The sequence below is a fragment of the Yinghuangia seranimata genome (assembly GCF_029953285.1).
Taxonomy (GTDB): Bacteria; Actinomycetota; Actinomycetes; order Streptomycetales; family Streptomycetaceae; genus Yinghuangia; species Yinghuangia seranimata.
Genome location: NZ_JASAOI010000019.1, coordinates 121,282 through 139,288 on the forward strand (window position 1 = coordinate 121,282; position 18,007 = coordinate 139,288).

The 18,007-nt window shown below is 66.8% G+C and carries 17 protein-coding genes and 1 pseudogene; 5 read left to right on the forward strand and 13 right to left on the reverse strand.

Features of this window, described 5'->3' with window-relative positions; translation table 11 throughout:
- Positions 1 to 304: 304 nt before the first annotated feature.
- Both QI554_RS13435 and QI554_RS43560 read left to right on the forward strand, forming a co-directional pair.
- Entirely contained in the window at positions 305 to 1,102 is a 798-nt protein-coding gene (locus QI554_RS13435; RefSeq protein ID WP_281469654.1) for a helix-turn-helix transcriptional regulator, read from the forward strand.
- A gap of 122 nt (positions 1,103 to 1,224) precedes the next feature.
- Entirely contained in the window at positions 1,225 to 1,707 is a 483-nt protein-coding gene (locus tag QI554_RS43560; protein ID WP_425527967.1) for a prepilin peptidase, read from the forward strand.
- A gap of 66 nt (positions 1,708 to 1,773) precedes the next feature.
- Here QI554_RS43560 and QI554_RS13440 read toward each other — a convergent pair whose 3' ends face one another.
- The 7 genes from QI554_RS13440 to QI554_RS13470 form a co-directional block, all read right to left on the reverse strand.
- Entirely contained in the window at positions 1,774 to 2,817 is a 1,044-nt protein-coding gene (locus tag QI554_RS13440; protein ID WP_281469656.1) for a serine hydrolase domain-containing protein, read from the reverse strand.
- A 48-nt stretch (positions 2,818 to 2,865) separates the two neighbouring features.
- Positions 2,866 to 3,984 carry a glycosyltransferase family 4 protein gene (locus tag QI554_RS13445; protein WP_281469658.1) on the reverse strand — a complete coding sequence of 373 codons (1,119 nt, stop codon included), beginning with the start codon at positions 3,982 to 3,984 and terminating at the stop codon, positions 2,866 to 2,868.
- Positions 3,981 to 4,529: a dCTP deaminase gene (locus QI554_RS13450; RefSeq protein ID WP_281469660.1), complete on the reverse strand. Its 549-nt coding sequence runs from the start codon at positions 4,527 to 4,529 to the stop codon at positions 3,981 to 3,983. The genes QI554_RS13445 and QI554_RS13450 overlap by 4 nt, the downstream gene beginning before the upstream one ends.
- Positions 4,526 to 5,068 carry a dCTP deaminase gene (dcd, locus tag QI554_RS13455; RefSeq protein ID WP_281469662.1) on the reverse strand — a complete coding sequence of 181 codons (543 nt, stop codon included), beginning with the start codon at positions 5,066 to 5,068 and terminating at the stop codon, positions 4,526 to 4,528. The genes QI554_RS13450 and dcd overlap by 4 nt, the downstream gene beginning before the upstream one ends.
- On the reverse strand, positions 5,065 to 6,288 hold the full coding sequence (locus tag QI554_RS13460) for a metallophosphoesterase (protein WP_281469664.1): 1,224 nt from the start codon (positions 6,286 to 6,288) through the stop codon (positions 5,065 to 5,067). Before QI554_RS13460 ends, dcd begins: the two co-directional genes overlap by 4 nt.
- The gene (locus QI554_RS13465; RefSeq protein ID WP_281469666.1) at positions 6,285 to 7,616 is read right to left on the reverse strand and encodes a UDP-N-acetylglucosamine 1-carboxyvinyltransferase; all 1,332 of its coding nucleotides are present in this window, start codon (positions 7,614 to 7,616) and stop codon (positions 6,285 to 6,287) included. Before QI554_RS13465 ends, QI554_RS13460 begins: the two co-directional genes overlap by 4 nt.
- 193 nt (positions 7,617 to 7,809) lie before the next feature.
- The gene (locus QI554_RS13470; protein ID WP_281469669.1) at positions 7,810 to 8,265 is read right to left on the reverse strand and encodes an ATP-binding protein; all 456 of its coding nucleotides are present in this window, start codon (positions 8,263 to 8,265) and stop codon (positions 7,810 to 7,812) included.
- 168 nt (positions 8,266 to 8,433) lie between these two features.
- On the opposite strand from QI554_RS13470, the gene QI554_RS13475 reads away from it, so the two are divergent.
- Positions 8,434 to 9,288, forward strand: a complete 855-nt coding sequence (locus QI554_RS13475; RefSeq protein WP_281469671.1) for a helix-turn-helix domain-containing protein — start codon at positions 8,434 to 8,436, stop codon at positions 9,286 to 9,288.
- A 12-nt stretch (positions 9,289 to 9,300) separates the two neighbouring features.
- A complete protein-coding gene (locus tag QI554_RS13480; RefSeq protein ID WP_281469673.1) occupies positions 9,301 to 9,507 on the forward strand; it encodes a DUF397 domain-containing protein in 207 nt (68 codons plus the stop codon).
- A gap of 281 nt (positions 9,508 to 9,788) precedes the next feature.
- On the opposite strand, the gene QI554_RS13485 is transcribed toward QI554_RS13480, so the two are convergent.
- The 4 genes from QI554_RS13485 to QI554_RS13500 form a co-directional block, all read right to left on the reverse strand.
- The gene (locus QI554_RS13485; protein ID WP_281469675.1) at positions 9,789 to 10,394 is read right to left on the reverse strand and encodes a Scr1 family TA system antitoxin-like transcriptional regulator; all 606 of its coding nucleotides are present in this window, start codon (positions 10,392 to 10,394) and stop codon (positions 9,789 to 9,791) included.
- Between the two features lie 288 nt (positions 10,395 to 10,682).
- On the reverse strand, positions 10,683 to 11,537 hold the full coding sequence (locus QI554_RS13490; protein WP_281469677.1) for a helix-turn-helix domain-containing protein: 855 nt from the start codon (positions 11,535 to 11,537) through the stop codon (positions 10,683 to 10,685).
- Positions 11,538 to 11,556: 19 nt separating this feature from the next.
- Complete coding sequence (locus QI554_RS13495) at positions 11,557 to 12,060, reverse strand: DUF6879 family protein (RefSeq protein ID WP_343230784.1); 504 nt, start codon at positions 12,058 to 12,060, stop codon at positions 11,557 to 11,559.
- Complete coding sequence (locus tag QI554_RS13500; RefSeq protein ID WP_281469681.1) at positions 12,044 to 12,316, reverse strand: hypothetical protein; 273 nt, start codon at positions 12,314 to 12,316, stop codon at positions 12,044 to 12,046. The genes QI554_RS13495 and QI554_RS13500 overlap by 17 nt, the downstream gene beginning before the upstream one ends.
- Positions 12,317 to 12,697: 381 nt before the next feature.
- On the opposite strand from QI554_RS13500, the gene QI554_RS13505 reads away from it, so the two are divergent.
- On the forward strand, positions 12,698 to 15,781 hold the full coding sequence (locus QI554_RS13505) for a DEAD/DEAH box helicase (protein WP_281469683.1): 3,084 nt from the start codon (positions 12,698 to 12,700) through the stop codon (positions 15,779 to 15,781).
- A gap of 86 nt (positions 15,782 to 15,867) precedes the next feature.
- Here QI554_RS13505 and QI554_RS13510 read toward each other — a convergent pair whose 3' ends face one another.
- Together QI554_RS13510 and QI554_RS13515 are read right to left on the reverse strand one after the other, a co-directional pair.
- On the reverse strand, positions 15,868 to 16,404 hold the full coding sequence (locus tag QI554_RS13510; RefSeq protein WP_281469685.1) for a hypothetical protein: 537 nt from the start codon (positions 16,402 to 16,404) through the stop codon (positions 15,868 to 15,870).
- A gap of 158 nt (positions 16,405 to 16,562) precedes the next feature.
- Positions 16,563 to 17,660, reverse strand: a pseudogene (locus QI554_RS13515) (integrase core domain-containing protein).
- Between the last annotated feature and the right edge of the window lie 347 nt (positions 17,661 to 18,007).

An 18,007-nucleotide genomic window follows, 5' to 3' on the forward strand; every position in this document is an offset into this window, starting at 1 on the left:
TGGCCCCGTCACCGAATTTTGGTAATGGACAAGTCTGTTCATGAACCCCCCGTTCATGCATGCTGTGGGGTTCCTGCACTCATGTCTCCCATCGCCTCTCCCGTCCCTGGGGAGCGGCCTGAGCCCCGGGAGGCTGTTACTGCCCGGCGTTGCTCTTCGTGCGCGCCGTCACCGAGCGCCGGGCCTGCGACGCCGACGGCGCCTTGCGCACGACGTCGGTTTCCCTGGTTCCCGCCCGGGCCGCGCCGTGGACCGCACGTCCCTGCGCAGCAACGCCACGCGGCCCCGCTCCACGGGGGTGGAGATGAACACCCGATCCACGGCTGTCCGCAAAGACAGCCTCCGATGCCTGCTGAAGTCCTGCCGAGAGGCGATTTCGTACGAGGAGGTCGGCCTCGCCCGACCATTGTTCGGCCGCTGCCCGGGCCTGAGCCAGGAGGCCGCTGCCCGGCTGGCCGGGGTGTCCGCGCACTGGTGGTCCGACCTGGAGAACGGCCGCCTCCGCACGCCGCACCCTGCACTGCTGGACGCCGTGGCCACGGCGTTGCGCATGAGCGAACAGCAACGCGCCGACCTGTACTTCCTCGCCACTGGGCACCCGCCCACGGTGCCCGGCAGCCCGCCCGTCGCCGAGGACGGCGACATCGACCTGGTCCTGCGCACCGACCCGAACCCCGCCGTGGTCACCGACCACGTCGGCAACGTCCTGGCTGGCAACACCGCCGCGGCACACTGGTTCCCCGGCCTGACCGACGCCCCCGCCTGCGCCGAAGCCAACGTCGTGCTGTGGTTCTTCGGCGCCACCGCCGCCGAACGCGTCGCCAACCTAGGTGAAATCCGGGCCCTGTGGGTCGGCGACCTCAAGTCCACCGTGCTGCGCTACCCCGGCAATCACGCGGTGACCGCACTGGTGGAGCGGCTTGTCCAGCTGCCGGACGCCGCCCAGCTGTGGCAGACCGAGTACGCCACGACCCACCACACCGCCGTCCGGATCCTGGTCCGTCACCCCTCTTACGGGCCGTGTGAACTCACCTGCATCACCTCCGAATTCGTCACCGGCAAGCGTCTGCACGTCGGCTACCCGTCCATCGGACTCAAGTGAACGCCCCGCCCCCCGCAGAAGGCCCGAGGGCGGCGCCCGGATCCGGCGAGGCACCACGGCCGTGCGGCACCGCCCCGGCAACGGCGGCGGCGTACGCCGCCGGCCTCGCCCTGTGTGCTCTGGTGGCCGTCCGCCGAGGAACGGGCCCGTGGTCCTGGCCGCCGCTCGTCCTCGCCGCTGTCAGCCCCTACCTTGCCTACACGGACCTGCGGTGGCGACGGCTGCCCAACCGCGCACTCACCGCGGCGACCTCGCTGACCCTGGGCATGCTCGCCGCGGCGGGCCTTGGCACCGGCCCCGTGTGGCGAACCGAGCGCGCGCTCATCTGCGGCGCGATCGCGGTCACTGTGGCCGCGTCGGCGGCACTCGCTGGCGCGGGCCTCGGCGGCGGCGACGCCAAGCTGATCGGAGTGATTGGGCTCTGCCTCGGCGGCTGTGGCTGGACGTATCCAGTGGCGGCGCTATTCATCGGCTTCGCGGCTGCGGCCGTATGGGCGGTTGGCGTAGTTGTCGTCGCCCGCCCTACTCCGTCGCCGCGCACCGTTCCTCTCGGGCCGTTCCTTACTGCGGGAGCACTGCTCACTCTGTGTCTTCCGATGACGTAGCTGGTCTCCCGATGGCTGTCCGCAGCCTCCTTTGAGGACCTGACCCGATCAACTGCGCACGAACCATCATCCAAAGACGAGTTCACGGAAGGCGTTGCGGATGTCGGTCAGCGGCTGTCGATCACGGGAGTAGTAGAGCTTGTTGGTGAGCAGCGCCGCCCAGCGATCCTGCTTACGGTTGATCCACATGCCGGTGCCGGTGAACCCGTAGTGGACGTAGGTGTCGTCGGCGGGATCGGTTCCCGGCGCAGGAAGCCAGAAAAGTCCGCGTACCGGTTCGAGATCGCCGGTGTGAACCGCCAGCGATTCCGCGATCCACGCCGGGCCGAAGCCCGGGCAATGGCCGCTTGTTGCGGGATCGAGCATGTATTGCAGGAACGCCGCGAGGTCGTCGAGGTCTGAGAATGCGCCGGCGATGCCACATACGCCACCGAGCAGACGGGCCGAGAAGTCGTGTGCTGTGCCTTTGAGGTGAATCCCGGTCTTGTCGTCCAGTTCGGTCGGTGCGCAGCGGGCAGCAGTGTCGGCCGGCAGCGGGCCGAAGCGGGTGTTGGTCATGCCGAGCGGCTGCCAGACGCGGGTACGAGCGAGCTGGTCCAGCGGCATGCCGGAGAGGTATTCCGCGAGGTAGCCGAGGATCAGGGCCGCGCGGTCCGTGTACTCGACGGCCTCGCCGGGAGGCCGGTGCAGGGCTTCGTGAAGTACGCCTTGACGGATGGCGGCGGGGTGGGTGCCGTAGAGGTTCTTCAGGTTGGCGCGGAGCGGGACTCCGGCGGTGTGGGTGAGCAGGTGGCGTGCGGTGACGCCGCCGAGCGGGTGGCCTTCGACCTCGGGCCAGAAGGCGTCCAGGTCGTCGTCGAGAGGCAGCGCGCGGTCCTCCCACAGGACACCGATAGATGCCCAGACGGCAATGACCTTGGTGAGGCTGGCGACGTCGAACAGGGTGTCAGGGCGCATCGGGAGGTCGGGCTCGGCAGGGTCTAGGACACCGAGGGTGCCGCGGGCCTGCGTGCCAAGGGCGTCACCGACAGCCCAGACGGCCCCCGGATAGACGTTGTCTTGGAGCCCGCGCTGGAGCAGTTCCTCGATGCGGTCGGTGCTGAGGGTCATGGTCTCCCTGTTCGCCGGGTCGTCCCTGATGGTCAGCCTAGTGACGGTTCAGGCGTATTGCTGACCCAGCGTGTTCAGCGCGTCGGCCGTGGCACCGAGGGGGTATCGGGCAGCGTTGCGACGCCCGGATTCACGGAGTGCGTCAAGCAGGCCGGGACTGGTCTGAAGGCGTGCGAGGTCGCGGGCGAGGCCGGTGGCGTTGGCGAAATCGGTGGGCAGCCCGGTGCCTCGGAGGGTCTCGTTGAGGCCGGGGACGGGCTGGTAGAGGACCGGCAGCCCACAGGCTTGGGCTTCGAGGGCTACCAGGCCCATGGCTTCCAGGGTGGTGGAGGGCATCGCGAGGACATCGTGATCGGCGAACACCTGCCACAACTGCCGGCGCGGAAGCCAGCCGAGGTAATGTGGGCGTACTCGCGCATGGCGCAGTTGCGGGGCGAGGGCTCGGTATTCGGCAGGCGGCGCAGCGATGCTCACCTCGACGCCTTGAGCGAGGGCCAGGGCTCGCAGCAGTTGTTCTGCGCCCTTCTCTCCTGTGAGTCGACCGGCATACAGCATGCGTAGTCGGCCATGGAGGGTACGTGCTGGACGCGGCGGCGGATTCGTGATCAGGCCCTCGGGGATGCCCCACGGGATCTGCACGATGCGGGCGCGGGCAGTGGTCGGCGCTAACGGCAGCAACCGGTCGGCCATCGCGGCGGTGGGAACCACGATTTGGCGGGCTGCGTTGACGGTCTCGCGGAGCACTCGGGCTTGGGTGCGGTTGGCGGCGGCGACGAGCAGGTCGGTGCCGTGGACCAAGGCGATTCGGGGATGCCTGGGTAGTGCTCGGATCAGGGCCGGCGCTGCGCCGTAGGTCAGGTGCTGGAGGTGGACCATGCCGATGTCCGCGGTTTTGACAGCGGCGGCGAGCGCGGCGGAAAGCTTGGCGACGTAGGCGTGGTAGGCCGCGCCGTCGGTGCTCTTCCCGTCGACAGACAGCAACTGCAGGCCGGGCTTGAGCGTGCGTGGTGGGTTGGTCGGCGGCGTGAGCATAAAGGCATGTGCCTGGATTCGCGGGGTCGGGCCGGTGTACAGGTCGAGGAACAGTTCGACGCTGCCGCCGGGGCTGCCCGCGGGCAGGTCGAGGGCAGTGGCGACCGGGATCGATGCGTGGGGGCTGCTGCTCATCGGTGGGCTCCGTCGTCCCGTCGTTCCAGTTCTTCGTAGAGGCGTGAGGTGTCGATGCCGTTGGTGGCCGTGTACTTCAGACCGAGGAGCTGGTAGCTGGCCGCAGCGCCGAACGTCTGGAGAAAGACCAGCTTTCCGAAGGTCATGCCCGGGTGGATGCGAACAGGGCGAGCGGCACGGATCTCGAGCGTCCACTGGATCGCGTGGCCAGCGTGTCCAAGGGGTGCCGACACGTGCACCCAGATGCCCAGCGCGCCGAGAGTTCGGTCGCCGTTAAGGAATTGCGCGTACCGCTCAGACCCGGTGCGTTCCAGCGTGTGCCCGAGGTAGAGAACCCCTGGACGCAAGACGATCCCGTCGTCGCCGATGCGCTGTTCGATGAACTCGGTAGGGGCGGCAGCATCGAGGTCACCATGGCAGGAGCGCAGCAGTGGGCCGAGCCGCCAGTCGTAGGCGTTCGGCGACAGCCGTTCGGGGGTGTATGGGTCGATCGTGATCTCGCCAGAGGCGATGCCTGCCACGATGGCGCCTCGGGTGAGGATCACGATGCCACCGATCGGGCAGGACGCCGGTCGCGCCAGTAGGCAGAGGGTTGTGGCCCCGTTGCGGCCTGGTATTTGCCTTCGTACAAGGCGATGGGGCCGACGGCGACGAAGAACATGATCTGCCCGATCTTCATGCCCGCGTACACCCGCAACGGCCGGACCGGGGAGAGCATCAGGGTCCACTGCCCATGGAAGCCGATGTCGCCGATCGGCGCGGTGATCTCCACGAATAGCCCGAGCCTGCCGACCGAGGAACGGCCGAACAGCAAGGGCACGAAGGTATCGGAGCCGACCTCCTCGATGGTGTGGCCGAGGTACAGCTCACCGGGTTGGAGGACGAATCCGTCGACTGGGTCGATGTCGTGTGCACGCGTGGGGTTGGGACGGTGGGCATCAATGACGGGTCCGGTATAGGTGAGCAGGGTCGGGCCCAGTCGGACGTTGTAGCTGTTGGGATTCACCTGTTCGGGTTCGAACGGGACGATTCGCAGACGGCCGTCGTGCGCGGCGGCAGTGATCTCGGGGCCGGTGAGGATCATGACGGGTCTCCCGTCGGGGTTGGTGCGGTCAGGACGAGACGCAGCAGTTGGCCGAGGGACAGCCCGGCGTCGAGGGGGCGACCGCCGTACTCGTCCGCGATGGCCTCGGCGAGGTAGCCCGTGGTGACGACTTTGTTGCTGCCGTCGGGCACCGGCGCGGGCCAGGTGACCATTGGTCCCGCGCGTTTGGTGAGGCGGGCGAGCAAGTTGGCGCGCTGCCCGGGATCGGTGGGCCATCGTGCGTGCACGAGCCGGTTCCCGAAGGGTTCGAGCGTGAGGAGGTCACCAAGGCGCAGTACGTTCCCGAGCCGGGTGAGGCGGAGCGAAGTCTCGTTGAGGACGGCCGGGGCAGCGAACCGGTGGCCGATCTCGGCAGCCGCTGCCGCCGTCAGCACCGCGCGGTCTGGCGTCTGAGCCCGCCATACCGGGGCGAGCTGACCTAGTGGTGCAGCTAAGCGGCTGTGCAGGACGCCGAGTTGCCGACTGAAGCCGGCCAGCGGGGGCGGAACGACGACGGTGCGGGGAAACGGTGTCGGTGTCGCGGTCCAGCCGCCCGCGTGGGGCTCGGCGATCGCGCAGCCGGTCGCGAGTTCCGGTCCCTTGACCACGACGGTGCCGCCAACGCGGCTGGGCCCGTGCAAGGGACTGTGGCAGTGCCCGGCGAACACCACGTCGAGGAACCCACACCTGTCGGCCAACTGAAGGTCGTTGGCGAACCCGGAGTGGGACAGCACGACCCATGCATCGGCCCGCTCCTGATGCGCAGTGAACAGACGCATAAGCGCGCTGACGGGTTCGGCGACTTCGTGACCAGCGCGGTCGGCGCCCGAGATGGCATCGAACGCCTGGGGGCTGATGACCGCAGTCACAGCGGTCCTGACTCCGGCGATGGTGAAGAACCGCACTGGCGCGAACAGCAAGCGCCCAGAGCGGTCGACGGCGTTGGCGCACACCGTGAGGTTCCGGAGAATGGGCTCGAAGTGGTGTTTCCAGCCGTGATTGCCCGGCGCAACAACGTCGTAGAGCGTGTGCAGTATCTGCCGTTCGACTTCGCCGTGACCGAGCCGGTAGTAGCCGGATCCCTCGAAGAAGTCGCCGCAGTCAGCGATGAGCGCTTCGGACCGTGCGGCGTGAAGGTAAGCAAGCATCGGGGCAGCGTCGTCGAATGAGGAGTGCACGTCTGTTGTGGCGACGATCCGCGCTAAGCGTCGATTACTCACCGGTTCACCCCGACCTCGATCGGAGTGATGTCCGCGCCAAGTTGACGCAACTTGGCTGGCAAGTCGGGATGACCGCGGCGGAGTTGATCGAGGTTTGTCACCGTCGAGGCTCCGTGGGCGCTCAACGCGGCGATGAGTACGGCGCTACCAGTGCGGATGTCGGTCGCTGCCAGTCGGGCGCCAACCAACTTCTGCGGCCCGGTCAGGCGGCACCGCGTGGGAGACAGCTCCTCGATATCCGCACCGAGGCGCGCGAGTTGAGGCAGCAGGTTCCCATGGCGGCCGGGGTTGATGTCGTCGGCGAACAGGTGGGTACCACGCTGGCCGAGCGCCAGGGCGATCAGTGCCGGTTCGAAGTCCGCATCAAGTCCCCCCGGTTCCAAAGACGCGACCGCGCGCAGTGGTGCGCCGGTGGGGTGAGCGTCGGCAGCATGAACCAGCAGGCCCTCTGCCACGCACTGGGTAGGGATGCCGAGCCTGTTGAGCGCATCGGCTACCGGAGCAACGTCCGCGCCGCACACGCCCTCGATCCGGGCGCTGCCTCCCGTCGCGGCGACCGCACAGGCCAGCGTGGCGGCCTCGACCTTGTCACCTGCGACCGTCCAGGCCAGCCGGGGCGGCGCTTCGGCCGGGTGCGGGGTTAGCACGAGCTGTCCGGTATCGGTATCGATCTGCCATCCGGCGGCGCGAAGGGCAATGCACATGCCGACGAACTCCGGGGATTGGTTTGGGTTTCCCAGGATCAGACGGGTGTCTGAGACGATCGCTCGCAACACAGCCACCACGCTCGCCCCTCGCGACCGGAACGGCAGATCGATACGCACGGTGGTCGGCACATTCGGCGTGGCGGTCACCTGGTAGCCGTACTCGTCGATGGCTACGGCATCACCGAACGCGCTGTACACATCGAAATGCAGGTCCATACCGCGGTCACCGATGGCGCAGCCGCCGGGCCACGGCAAGCGAGCCTGCCCGAACGAAGCCAACAGTGCAGGGACCAGGTAGTACGAAGCGCGGATGGCGGCCGCCTGGGCAAAACTCGGATGCCCGGCGTCGGGGCGCGCTCCGGGCCGGACGACGATGGCTTGGGCGCGGTCGACGGGCCGGGTGATCTGGAAGCCGCCTACGGCCAGCATCGACAACAAGTGCTCGACATCGCCGATGGCGGGCACACGGTCCACCTGCACCGGGCGGCGCACCGCCGCCGCGGCCGCCAGGAGTGGCAACGCGGCGTTCTTCGACCCGTCGACCGAGACCGAACCGGAGAGCGGACGTCCAGGCCGCACTGCGATGGCGTGTACCCCTGCGATGACTGGGGCTGCGGTCATGACTGGCCTCCGAGGAGTCGGGTCCGCGCCGGCGGGCTGGAACGAGTTCGCAACACCTCGCGTTGCGAACGCATGGCCATTCGGCCGGTGTTGACGGTCTGCGCGTCTGGACCAGCCCTCGGCGTCGATGCGCCGAGGTGGCGGCTCGCCCAGCGGCGCCCGCCGAAGATCCCGGCCAAGAGACCGCAGGGCGTCAGCGGTTGAACCGTGCCCGCACGTGCTTTCGGTCGTCGGACACGAAGACATTCACGTGATCGCTCACCGCCGCGACTATCAGCAGGCCGCGCCCCTGAACCGCGTCGTCCGCAGGCGCCGGACGATCCAACTGCGGGGCCAGCGCGGGAGCCGGGTCCGACACGTCGAGGTCCAGCGCTCGGTCGGTCACCTCGACCAAGACACCGACATAGTCGGCGATCCGGGCGTGCCTGAGCGCGTTCGTGACGAGTTCGGACACCGCCAACTCCGGTCCGTCCGAGTCCACTCCGTGCATGCTGCAGATCGCGCGCACGGCGTATCGGGCGGCGGGAACGGCCTCAACCGTAGGGGCGAACTCGTGCCGGTAGCGGGTGTCGGTAGATGCGCGTGACATGAGCAGCACTCCCTCGGCTGCGGTCGATGCCGCCCCTCCAAGATCACTTTCAGTGATCATGTAGGCGCGATTGGTGACATCGCAAGCGAACACCCCGCTGGTTCCACCACGCAAGCGTGTCGGGCGGAAATTTCCGTCTGAGTGGAAGTTTCCGTGTTCTGGTTCCACTACCGAGAGTTGCCGCTAGGGTGGTCGGCACAAGCGGCGGAATCGGGGAAGGAGCCCGCCATGCGTCGCCGAACGCCAACGGTTCGCGCACGGCGCCTCGGCCTGGAACTACGCCAGATGCGCCGCGAGGCCGGACTCAAGCTGGAACCCGCAGCCGTACTCCTGGAACGCGCCCCGAGTTCGCTGAGCAGAATCGAGCGCGGACTCCAGATGGTGCGCGCACGGGACCTTCCCTACATCTTCGACCAGTACAAGATCGGTCAGGACGACCGGCGGCGCCATGAACTCGTAGCCCTCGCACGGGAGGCGAACAGACCAGGCTGGTGGCAGGAGTACGACGGCCTGATCAACGACCCGTACCGCGACTACATCAGCATGGAGAACGAGGCCCTCGAAATCGGCTCCTACTGCCCGCTGTTGATTCCGGGACTGCTCCAGACCGAGGACTACGCGCGAACCGTGATCGACGCCAGTCGCGAGTGGGAGACCGCCGCACAGGTCGAAGACGCCGTCAAGGTCAGGCTGGCGCGACAAGACGTTCTTACACGGGCCGAACGTCCTTTGCGCCTATGGACCGTCATCGACGAGGGTGTCTTTCGTCGCACGGTGGGCGACCCAGCGCTCATGCGGACGCAGCTCAAGAGCATCGTCGAGCTGGCGACCGCTCTCCCCACCCTCACCGTGCAGGTGATGCCCTACAGCGCCGGCGCGCACGCAGGGCTCGACGGCGGCTTCGCTATCCTCACGTTCGACGGGGCACCGGACGTCGTCACCGTGAACCACCTGACCTCCACGGTCTACCTGGAGGAGCCGCCCGCCGTGTCGCGCTACAACATCGCCTTCGACCACCTCAAGTCGGTCGCGCTATCACCCAGGCAATCCATCAAGACCATCACCGAGTTCACGAAGGAATAGGTGCACAGCAGCATGTTCAAGCACGACGTGGACACCAACTCCGCGGCCTGGGTCCGGAGCAGCTACAGCGACGGCGGGTCCAACTGCGTTGAGGCAGCGGCGATTGGTGACTACACCGGGGTGCGCGACAGCAAGCTCAGCGGACCCGTGCAGCTCCACGCAGCAGCGGCATGGCGGCACCTCCTCGATGACATCCAGGGCAAGGCCTTGAGAACGTAACCACGCCACGGCCACTGTCCGGGAACTAGCCGGACGCCCCTTGCTCCTTCATGGGTCGAACTCATCTGGCCCGGACCTGCTTCGCATGCCGCTGCTGCGCTTACGCGGAGCCGCGCACGCCTTGGGGTGTTGCAGCACCACGGCCATTGCCTGGCACCATCCAGCCGTGACCCGTCAACGTTCGCAATGCGGAGACCGAGATCCCGAGATCCGAAGCTGCCGACGGGCGATGGCCTCGGGGCGACGCTGGATCTGCGCTGCGGTGAAGGTACGCGTCGCCATCAGACACCGCCGAGTACCGCCGCGGCCTTGTCGATGAGCGCCAACGCCTCATTCCCACGGACCGCCATCGCCGAGTACGCCTCGAACTGCTGGCGGTAGGCCGATATCTTCTCGGGCTCATCGAACATCAGGTAGAAGGCGATCAGTTCGACGCTGACGCATGCGTCGTCGAACAGGTGAAAGCTCTCCGAGATCGTGCTCCGTCGGCCCGTGCCCTGCGGGATGATCCCTACGTCCACATTGGGCCGCTCCATGCCGGCCTTGAGCGCCTCGAACTGGTCCAGGAGGGTCTTCCGGTCGCAGATTGCCGCGTAGAGCCCGACCTCCTCCAAAAGGTAACTGAACGACTTGTCCGGAGCGTCGAGCAGCCGCGCCCTTTCCAGACGCGCCTGCACAGCTTCGGCCACGTCCCGGATGCCGTAGTCGCGTCGCTCGGTCTGGACGTTCGCGAGGATCGCCTCGATGTACGGGCCGGTCTGGAGCAGCCCAGGGATGATGTCGCTGTAGGCGCGCAGCTCACGCGTCCGCTCGAACCGCGGCAGTACCTCGCGCTGCGACGGCGCGAGCCCTTCCTTCTCCTCGTCGTACCACTCCTGGATGATCACGTACGTTCCCCTCCGATGCGTCAAGCACTGGTTGTTGCGGTCGACAGCGCGGACACCGGCAGTCCCGGAACGGCTCCGCCAGCGGGAACGCAGGGGTCGCCTTCCGGTCACGGGCCGCGCCAGGAGATGTAGAGCCGTCCGCGTGCACCGTGTACACCTGACACCGCAGCCCCTGGGACGACGGCCAGGTGATGCGCGGTGGGTGCACGCGGCTGGTGTCTGGCATGTGACCCACAGTGGCGGTTGCGGATCTCAGTGCTCCACAACCTTCTACGACCTTGCACGAATTCACCGCGCGAGGGCTTCGATGGCCTCCACGATGCGTGCACGGGCCTGCTCGCCGAATACGGCTTTGCGCAGGTAGGCGTCGAACATGGCTGCGTAGGAGCGCAATTCCGTCGGCGCGGTGACGGTGACCTCGGCACCGAGCAGTTCCACATGGGCGCTGCTGTCGTCGTAGATGGTGAACGTCTCGACGGTCCACGTACCCGAGCGGTCGGCGGTGAACGGGACGATGCCGACCGACAGGGAGGGCAGGCTCGCCGCTGCGATCAGGTATCCGAGCTGGGCCTCCATCGTGGCCGCGTCACCCATGCGGTTCCGCAGGACGCCTTCCTCGATGAGGAACACGCCGCGCCGTGGGCCCTCGCGGATGATCCGCGAACGCTCCACCCGAGCCGCCGCAGCCGCCTCGGCGTCGTTGGGCATGCCCCGAAACGTCGCGATCGCGGTCAGCAGTGCTGCGGCATAGTCGCGGGTCTGGAGGAACCCGGGGACCAGAGTGGACGAGTACTGCCTGAACAGCCGGGTGCGTTCGTACAACGGCACGTAGGACTGCTGGATGCTCCGCAGCCCGGCCCGCTCACGCTGCCTCCACTGCACGTACATCGACTCAGCGGCGAGCGCCTGCGCGATGAGGTCCTCTGCCTGCTCGGGGACGCCGCAGATCTCGCACCACAGCCGTATGTCCGCGGGGCTGGGCAGGGTGGTTCCGGTGATGATCCGGCTGGACTTGGACTCATGCCACCCTGCGGCCTGTGCCACATGGGCACCCTTGAGGCCGGCGTCCCGCATGATCTGGGCGAGCCGGGTGGCCAGTGCCACGCGGGCCTGCTGCGCACTGGTCGACGGGGAACGGGTCATCACGGAGGGGGCAGCGCAGTCAGATCACGAAGTCCTCGTGGGGGACGCCGCGTTTCCACGCCGCGTCAAACGAGTCGACGATCCGCGCGGCCAGCTCTTTGTTTTCGACGTCGTCGAACCTCAGAAATCGGTCGTCACCGTCGAAGATGTTCCAGCGCACCAGCGACCGGTCAAAGACCCACAGGTCGTTCACCGGCACCTGCACATCCGGCGCCGCGCCGCGGTCCAGCCATCGAACCTCTTCACCCGATCGGATCGTGGCGGGTGTACCCGCGTGTTCGTACCGGATGTAGTCAGAGGCGGGCAGGCTCACCACGCGCAGCCGGCGGACCTGGACGCCCCTCCCGGTTGCCGCCGCCACGGTGGAGCAGAAGTCGCTCCACCGCCCCGAGTGCGTCTCCGCGGTCAGGCGCCCTGCGCGCCAGTCCGCGAAGTACTCGTCGTCGACGTTGTAGAGGTCGCGCAGTTCGAGATGCACAGCCTCGAACTGGCAGCCCTCGAACAACTCATCCCACGTCCGCACGTTCGGCAAGCTCGCACGCCCTCCTGATCGCGTCCGCCATATGACGAGGCAGATGCACCACCGACTCACCCTCGGGAACCGGCCCCTGGGCCAGGCAGGCCGCCAACATGTCGGCCGGCGCGTCGAAGCCCTGGAAGACGAAGTTCCCCGTGTCCTTGTCGACCCAGATCGTCGGGCAGGTGCCGCCCTCGCTCTTGTCGTCGACAGCCACGAACTCTAGATCCATGCCGATCCCCCGATCGATCGTCGTGCGCAACCTTCTACAGCGTTCCCTCTCCCAGGGGAACGCCAGCCAATCCTCGGACCGGGGACGCTGCCTCCAGCACGGGTAGATCGACGCTTTCGCAACCACGCACACGATCCAGCGGTGGCCGACAGGCCGCTGTACCTGCTGCACAGCAGGTAGGGCAATCGCATCTACGCCACGCCTCGTGGATGCCCGGAGTCCGGCAGCCGCTTGGCTAGGCTTGATTTCGACGGCACATGGACAGCCCGCGCTCTGCGCGATCGGCCAGGGCTATTGCTGTGGGCAGGTGCGCAAGCGTTGCATGTGAACAGTGCCAATGTGTGGGCAAGGCCCGAAACGTTCGAAGGCAACCGAGTCGGACAGTTGCTGGTCCCACGCGGATCTCTAAGGGTGGAAGAAGGCCCGGAAGGCCAGCTGGCGGTGTCAGGCCAGTTTGGGTCTTGGCCAGCTATTCGCGCCGGGAACAGCACTGGCGACCAGCTCACGGCGCTCATCCCCACAGTCCGCACGGGTACAGGGCAGGTCACGTGGCTGGGTGACAAGGCGCTCCTGAGCCCGAACACGGTGCTGGACTCCTTCGTAGATGGGATCGGATTTCGCCCCCACACTGACGAACACAGTCTGCGACGTCCGCAGATCGGTGCGCTGCACTCCGTGCTGGGCTACTGGTCATCAGGGATCCCTGACCCCGGTGTGGTGGTCATGCCCACCGGCACCGGCAAGACCGAGACGATGCTGGCATTGCTGGTCGCCAGCCGGCCGGCAAAGCTCCTGGTGCTCGTGCCGAGCAGCGCACTGCGCGACCAGATCGCCAGGAAATTCGAGACACTCGGCGTCCTGCAGAAGTTCGAGATCGTCACGCCCGACGTTCTGAGACCGTGCGTGGGACGCCTTGAGCACGGGTTCAAGGACGTTGCCAGCGCGGCCGCGTTCGGGGCTGCCTGCAACGTAGTCGTGGCTACTCCTCATGCCCTCCACGCATGTGATCCGCTGGCGCGGGACGTCTTGCTTGAGTCTTTCTCCCATCTGATCGTCGACGAAGCGCACCACGCGCCAGCCGCCAGCTGGACCAGCGTGATTGAGGGCTTCACTGGACGGAGCGTCCTGCTCTTCACAGCTACCCCGTTTCGCGAAGACGGGCGGGCCTTGCCAGGGCGGACGATCTTCCGGTTTCCTCTGCGCGAAGCCCAAAGGGATGGCTACTTCACCACGATCGACTACCGCGCTGTACTCAACCTGGAGAGCACCGACGCGATATTGACGCAGCTCGCGGTAGAGCGGCTACGACGAGACCTTGCAGACGGTTACGACCACATCCTGATGGCCCGGGCCAAGAGCATCGCGCGTGCCGAGGAAATCGTCGAGCTCTACCGGAGAGAAGCTCCTGATCTCGGCCCGGCAGTCCTGCACGAACGCCTCCCAGCACGGCGCCGCAAGCAAGCACTGGCATCCCTCGATGACCGGTCCTGTCGCATTGTCGTCTGCGTCGACATGCTGGGCGAAGGGTTCGACCTCCCGGCTCTGAAAATCGCTGCCCTGCACGACGTGAAGAAGAGCCTCAGCCCCATGATCCAGTTCATTGGGCGGTTCACCCGATCGACAGGCGACTCCAAGATCGGTACGGCATCCGTGTTCGTCGGCCGAGACCCATCGGTAGCCCTGGCACCGCTGCGCGATCTCCTTCGCGAGGACGCCGACTGGAACCTCATCCTGCACGACGTCACCGAACGGGCCAGCAGCGCGGTCGAGGCGATCGGCGAGTTCGAAGCGTCTTTCGTCGGCGGCCCACCCGAAGTCTCCGTCGCCGTTCTGGAACCCAAGATGAGCGCCATCGCCCACCGGGCGCCCACACGAGAGTGGGACCCGGATCGCGCCCTGTCGGTCTATGGCGCGGACCGCGTCCTCGGCGCGAACATCGCCACCAATGCGAGCTCGTCGGTGGCGTGGTTCGTTCTTGAGCACAGAGACGGCGTGAGCTGGGGAGCCGCGCATGCGCTAGAGGAGACCACCTACGAACTCGTGATCATGTACTTCAATCGAAGCCAACGAGTCCTCTTCGTTCATGGCTCCCACAACAGCAGTCACTTCGCCGAACTAGCACAGGCAGTTCTCGGCGCCGAGAGCCAGCGTATTGAAGGACCAACGGCTCTCCGCGTCTTGGCCCGGTTGGATCGACTCATTCCGACCAACATCGGTCTTCTGGATGCCCGCAGTCACTTCAACCGCTTCTCCATGCACGTAGGAAGCGACGTCAATGAGGCGCTGAACACGGCAGACAAGCAGGGAAAGAGCCAGACCCACATCGCCACTTCCGGCTACGACGAGGGCGAGAAGGTCACGATCAGCGCGGCGGTTTCAGGCCGATTCTGGTCGATGAGGACGGCCCCCAACTTGAAGTCCTGGACCGACTGGTGCGATGCGCAGGGGGCGAAGCTCCTCGACGACAGCATCAGTCTGGATGACATCCTCGAAGGATTCGTCATCCCTCAGGATCTCACCGAACGGCCCCCCTACGTCCTGCTCGCCCTGGAGTGGCCGTGGGAGCTCTTCCTAGGCACTGGCTCTAGCCGTTCGATCTCCTACGCGGGGTCCGCCTACCCAGTAGCCGATGTCGACTTGGCCGTCGACGACTTCTCTTCCACCGGCCCGTTCCTCTTCTCCTTGGTCACGCCGGCTTGGCGCCTCCGGTATCGCGGAGACTTCACCGCAGCAGGTCTCGCCTACAGCCCTGTCGGTGACGACGCGGAAGTGGTCACGACTCGACAGCGCACCCCACTCGCTGACTGGTTCAGTCGACACAAGCCCAGCCTGTTCCTCGAAGGCGACCGCATGATCACCGCCCAGAGCCGGCTCCACGCTCCTCGCTACGATCAACTCCCTTATGATCGAGCCCTCTTGCGGGTCTTGACCTGGGCCGGAGTGGACCTTCAAAAGGAGTCGCAGGGTCCCGAACGCCGCGCCGACTCCATCCAGGCATTCATGTCGGCCTACCTGCAGACAGCACAGGAATTCAATGTGCTACTCGACGATGACCGCGCCGGCGAAGCCGCGGACCTCGTCGGAATCAAGCTCCACAATGGCGAGCTAAGCGTCACATTGGTCCACTGCAAGTACTCCTCGGACCCGAAGCCTGGCGCTCGACTGGCAGACCTGTACGAGCTCACCGGCCAAGCAATCCGAGGCGCCAAGTGGCGCCAGGGCGGCTTCGACGCTCTCCTGCACCACCTCGACCGACGAGCCCGCGACTACAAATCGCGCACCGGCAAGAGCCCCTACGAAGTCGGCGACATTGAAGAGCTCTACAGGATCCGGCAGCTCGCGCCGCAACTCAAGCCTCGATTTCACACCGTACTGGCCCAACCGGGCCTATCCGCTCAAGCCTGCACCGCCGAACACCTTCGAGTACTCGCCGGCGCCCAGTCGTACCTTCACACCGTCACCAGGGGTAGCTTCACCGTCTACTGCAGCGCCTAGCAAATCCGATCATGAACTCGTAGCTGTCTGCATTGCCCCGGGGCATACCCAGTCCGCGAGTACCACGGGCCCGCGGACACCCCGTGTCAGTCGCAAACCTGCCTCGCAAGGACGTCAGCGATCATCCTCGCGGCGAAGGTCTGGTCGTCGGTGATGCGGTTGACGTGCTCCGCGAGCAGGACGGTAGTGGCTTCCAAGGGATTCATCTCGTCCTGGGTCCAGTCGCCAAACTGCTCGCGCCACAGATTGGGGCTCAGACCGTTCGCTGCGGCGACGAGTAGGCCGGCCATCGTCGGGATGGTCTCGGAGCGGAAGCTCTTGGGCATCATCCGCATCGAGGCCACAAGGTTGGACACGACGACCTCGATCACGTCCTCGTCGTGGTCCTCGTAGGCGGCCCGCAGCCACTTCATGAACATGAAGATGAGCGTGCATGTGCCGTCCAGCACGGCTTCGGCTTCCGCGGCGTCCAGGGACGCGATGAACTGATCGACCAGCGCCTGCTGCTCGGGGTCGGCTTCAACACTGCCGTCGTAGATCTGCTTGAGCCGGGAGTCGATCATCAGGAGCGCGGCGCCGACGTCGCCGACGGGCGCATGCTGAGGGTCGCAAAGCGATGACACAGAGGCCCTCCTCTCGTGACCGCGGCATGGCACGCGGTATGCCCGCACCATAGAGCGCCGGGCAGGCTGAGGTCCGGCGAATCCCAACAAAGCGGGGTAGGCCCGGGGCCTGCTGCGTCAGCCAACCCTGCGGGTGCCGAAAACCCCATCCGCGCAGGTCAAGCTGCATGTCGGTATTCGTGGATGGTGCCGCCGAGTCGGTCGTGCCAGCGTATCCGCAGCCGTGCCAGCTGGTCGGGATTGGTGATCGGCTCGGGCAGTGCGCGTAGTGGCGCCGCCTGGTGGAGCGTCCGGTGCGGCCGGTGCTGGTTGTAGTGCTGTTCGAACTGGCGTAGTGCGTGGAGTAGGTGGCGCTGGTTCCAGATGAGTGTGCGCTCGAGGAGTTCGTGGCGCTAGGTGCGGACCCAGCGTTCCATGACGGCGTTCATGCGCGGGGTGCGGACCGCGGTGAGGACGGTGCGGATCCCGGTGTCGGCGAGGACCTGGTCGAACAGTGCCGGGAACTTGGCGTCCCGGTCGCGGATGAGGAACGCCGCTTTGGTGCCGGCGTCGTCGAGGTCCATGACGAGGTTCCGGACGGCCTGGGTGACCCACGCGGCGGTTGGGTGCGGTGTGCTGCCGAGGACGCGGATCCGGCGGGTGGCGTGCTCGATGACCGCGAACACGTACTGGCGCTGCCCGGTCAGCGTGACAGTCTCGAAGAAGTCGCAGGCCAGGATGGCGTCGGCCTGGGGGCGGAGGAAGCCGGCCCACGTGGTGGTGCCGCGTTCGGGTACGGGATCGATGCCCGCGGTCTTGAGAATCTCCCAGACGGTGGACGCGGCGACGCGGATGCCGAGCAGGGCGAGTTCGCCGTGGATGCGGGGGTAGCCCCAGGTCGGGTTCTCCCGGGCGAGCCGGAGTACGAGGACGCGGATGGAGTGGACGGTGCGCGGTCGTCCGGGGCGTTTGCGCTGAGAAGCCTTCGCGTGTCGGCGGCGGACCAGGTCGCGGTGCCAGCGCAGGACGGTGTCGGGGTGCACGGTCAGCCGCAGCCGACGGAGCACACCGCGCGGCAGCGGGTGCAGCAGGGCTGCGAGGAGGGCACGTTCGGGCGCGGTGAACCGCGGCCGCCGGTCACCCAGCTGTCGTTCGAGGACGGTGATCTGGTGGCGCAGGGCCAGGATCTCGACCTCCTTGGCACGGTCACTCAGGGGCAGCAGCCGCAACGCGGCGAACGCGTTCGTGACCGCGAGGTAGGCGAATCGAAGCAGCACGGATGATCATGGTGCCGCAGTACTGGTCACTGCCGTACGTCAGGATGCAGCACTGGCTGGGGTACCTCCCTGCGGCCTCCCACCTGCACGGATGGAGTTCTCGGCACGCACAGGCCCCCGCGACGGCGGCGAAGCAGCCTGTCGTCAGCGCGGTTGCGTGGTGACCTTTTACGTGAGGTTCGCGGGGCGACCATGGCGACCATGCGCCAACTCGGTCTGCTGCTCGGGGCGTTGCACAGGCTTTCGACTCCCGCCGATCTCGATATCGGCCCGCTTCAGCCCCGCACAGCTTCGTCGGCTGCTAAAGCGTAGAGGAGCTGGACCAGAACATCGGGCACGGCAACTGG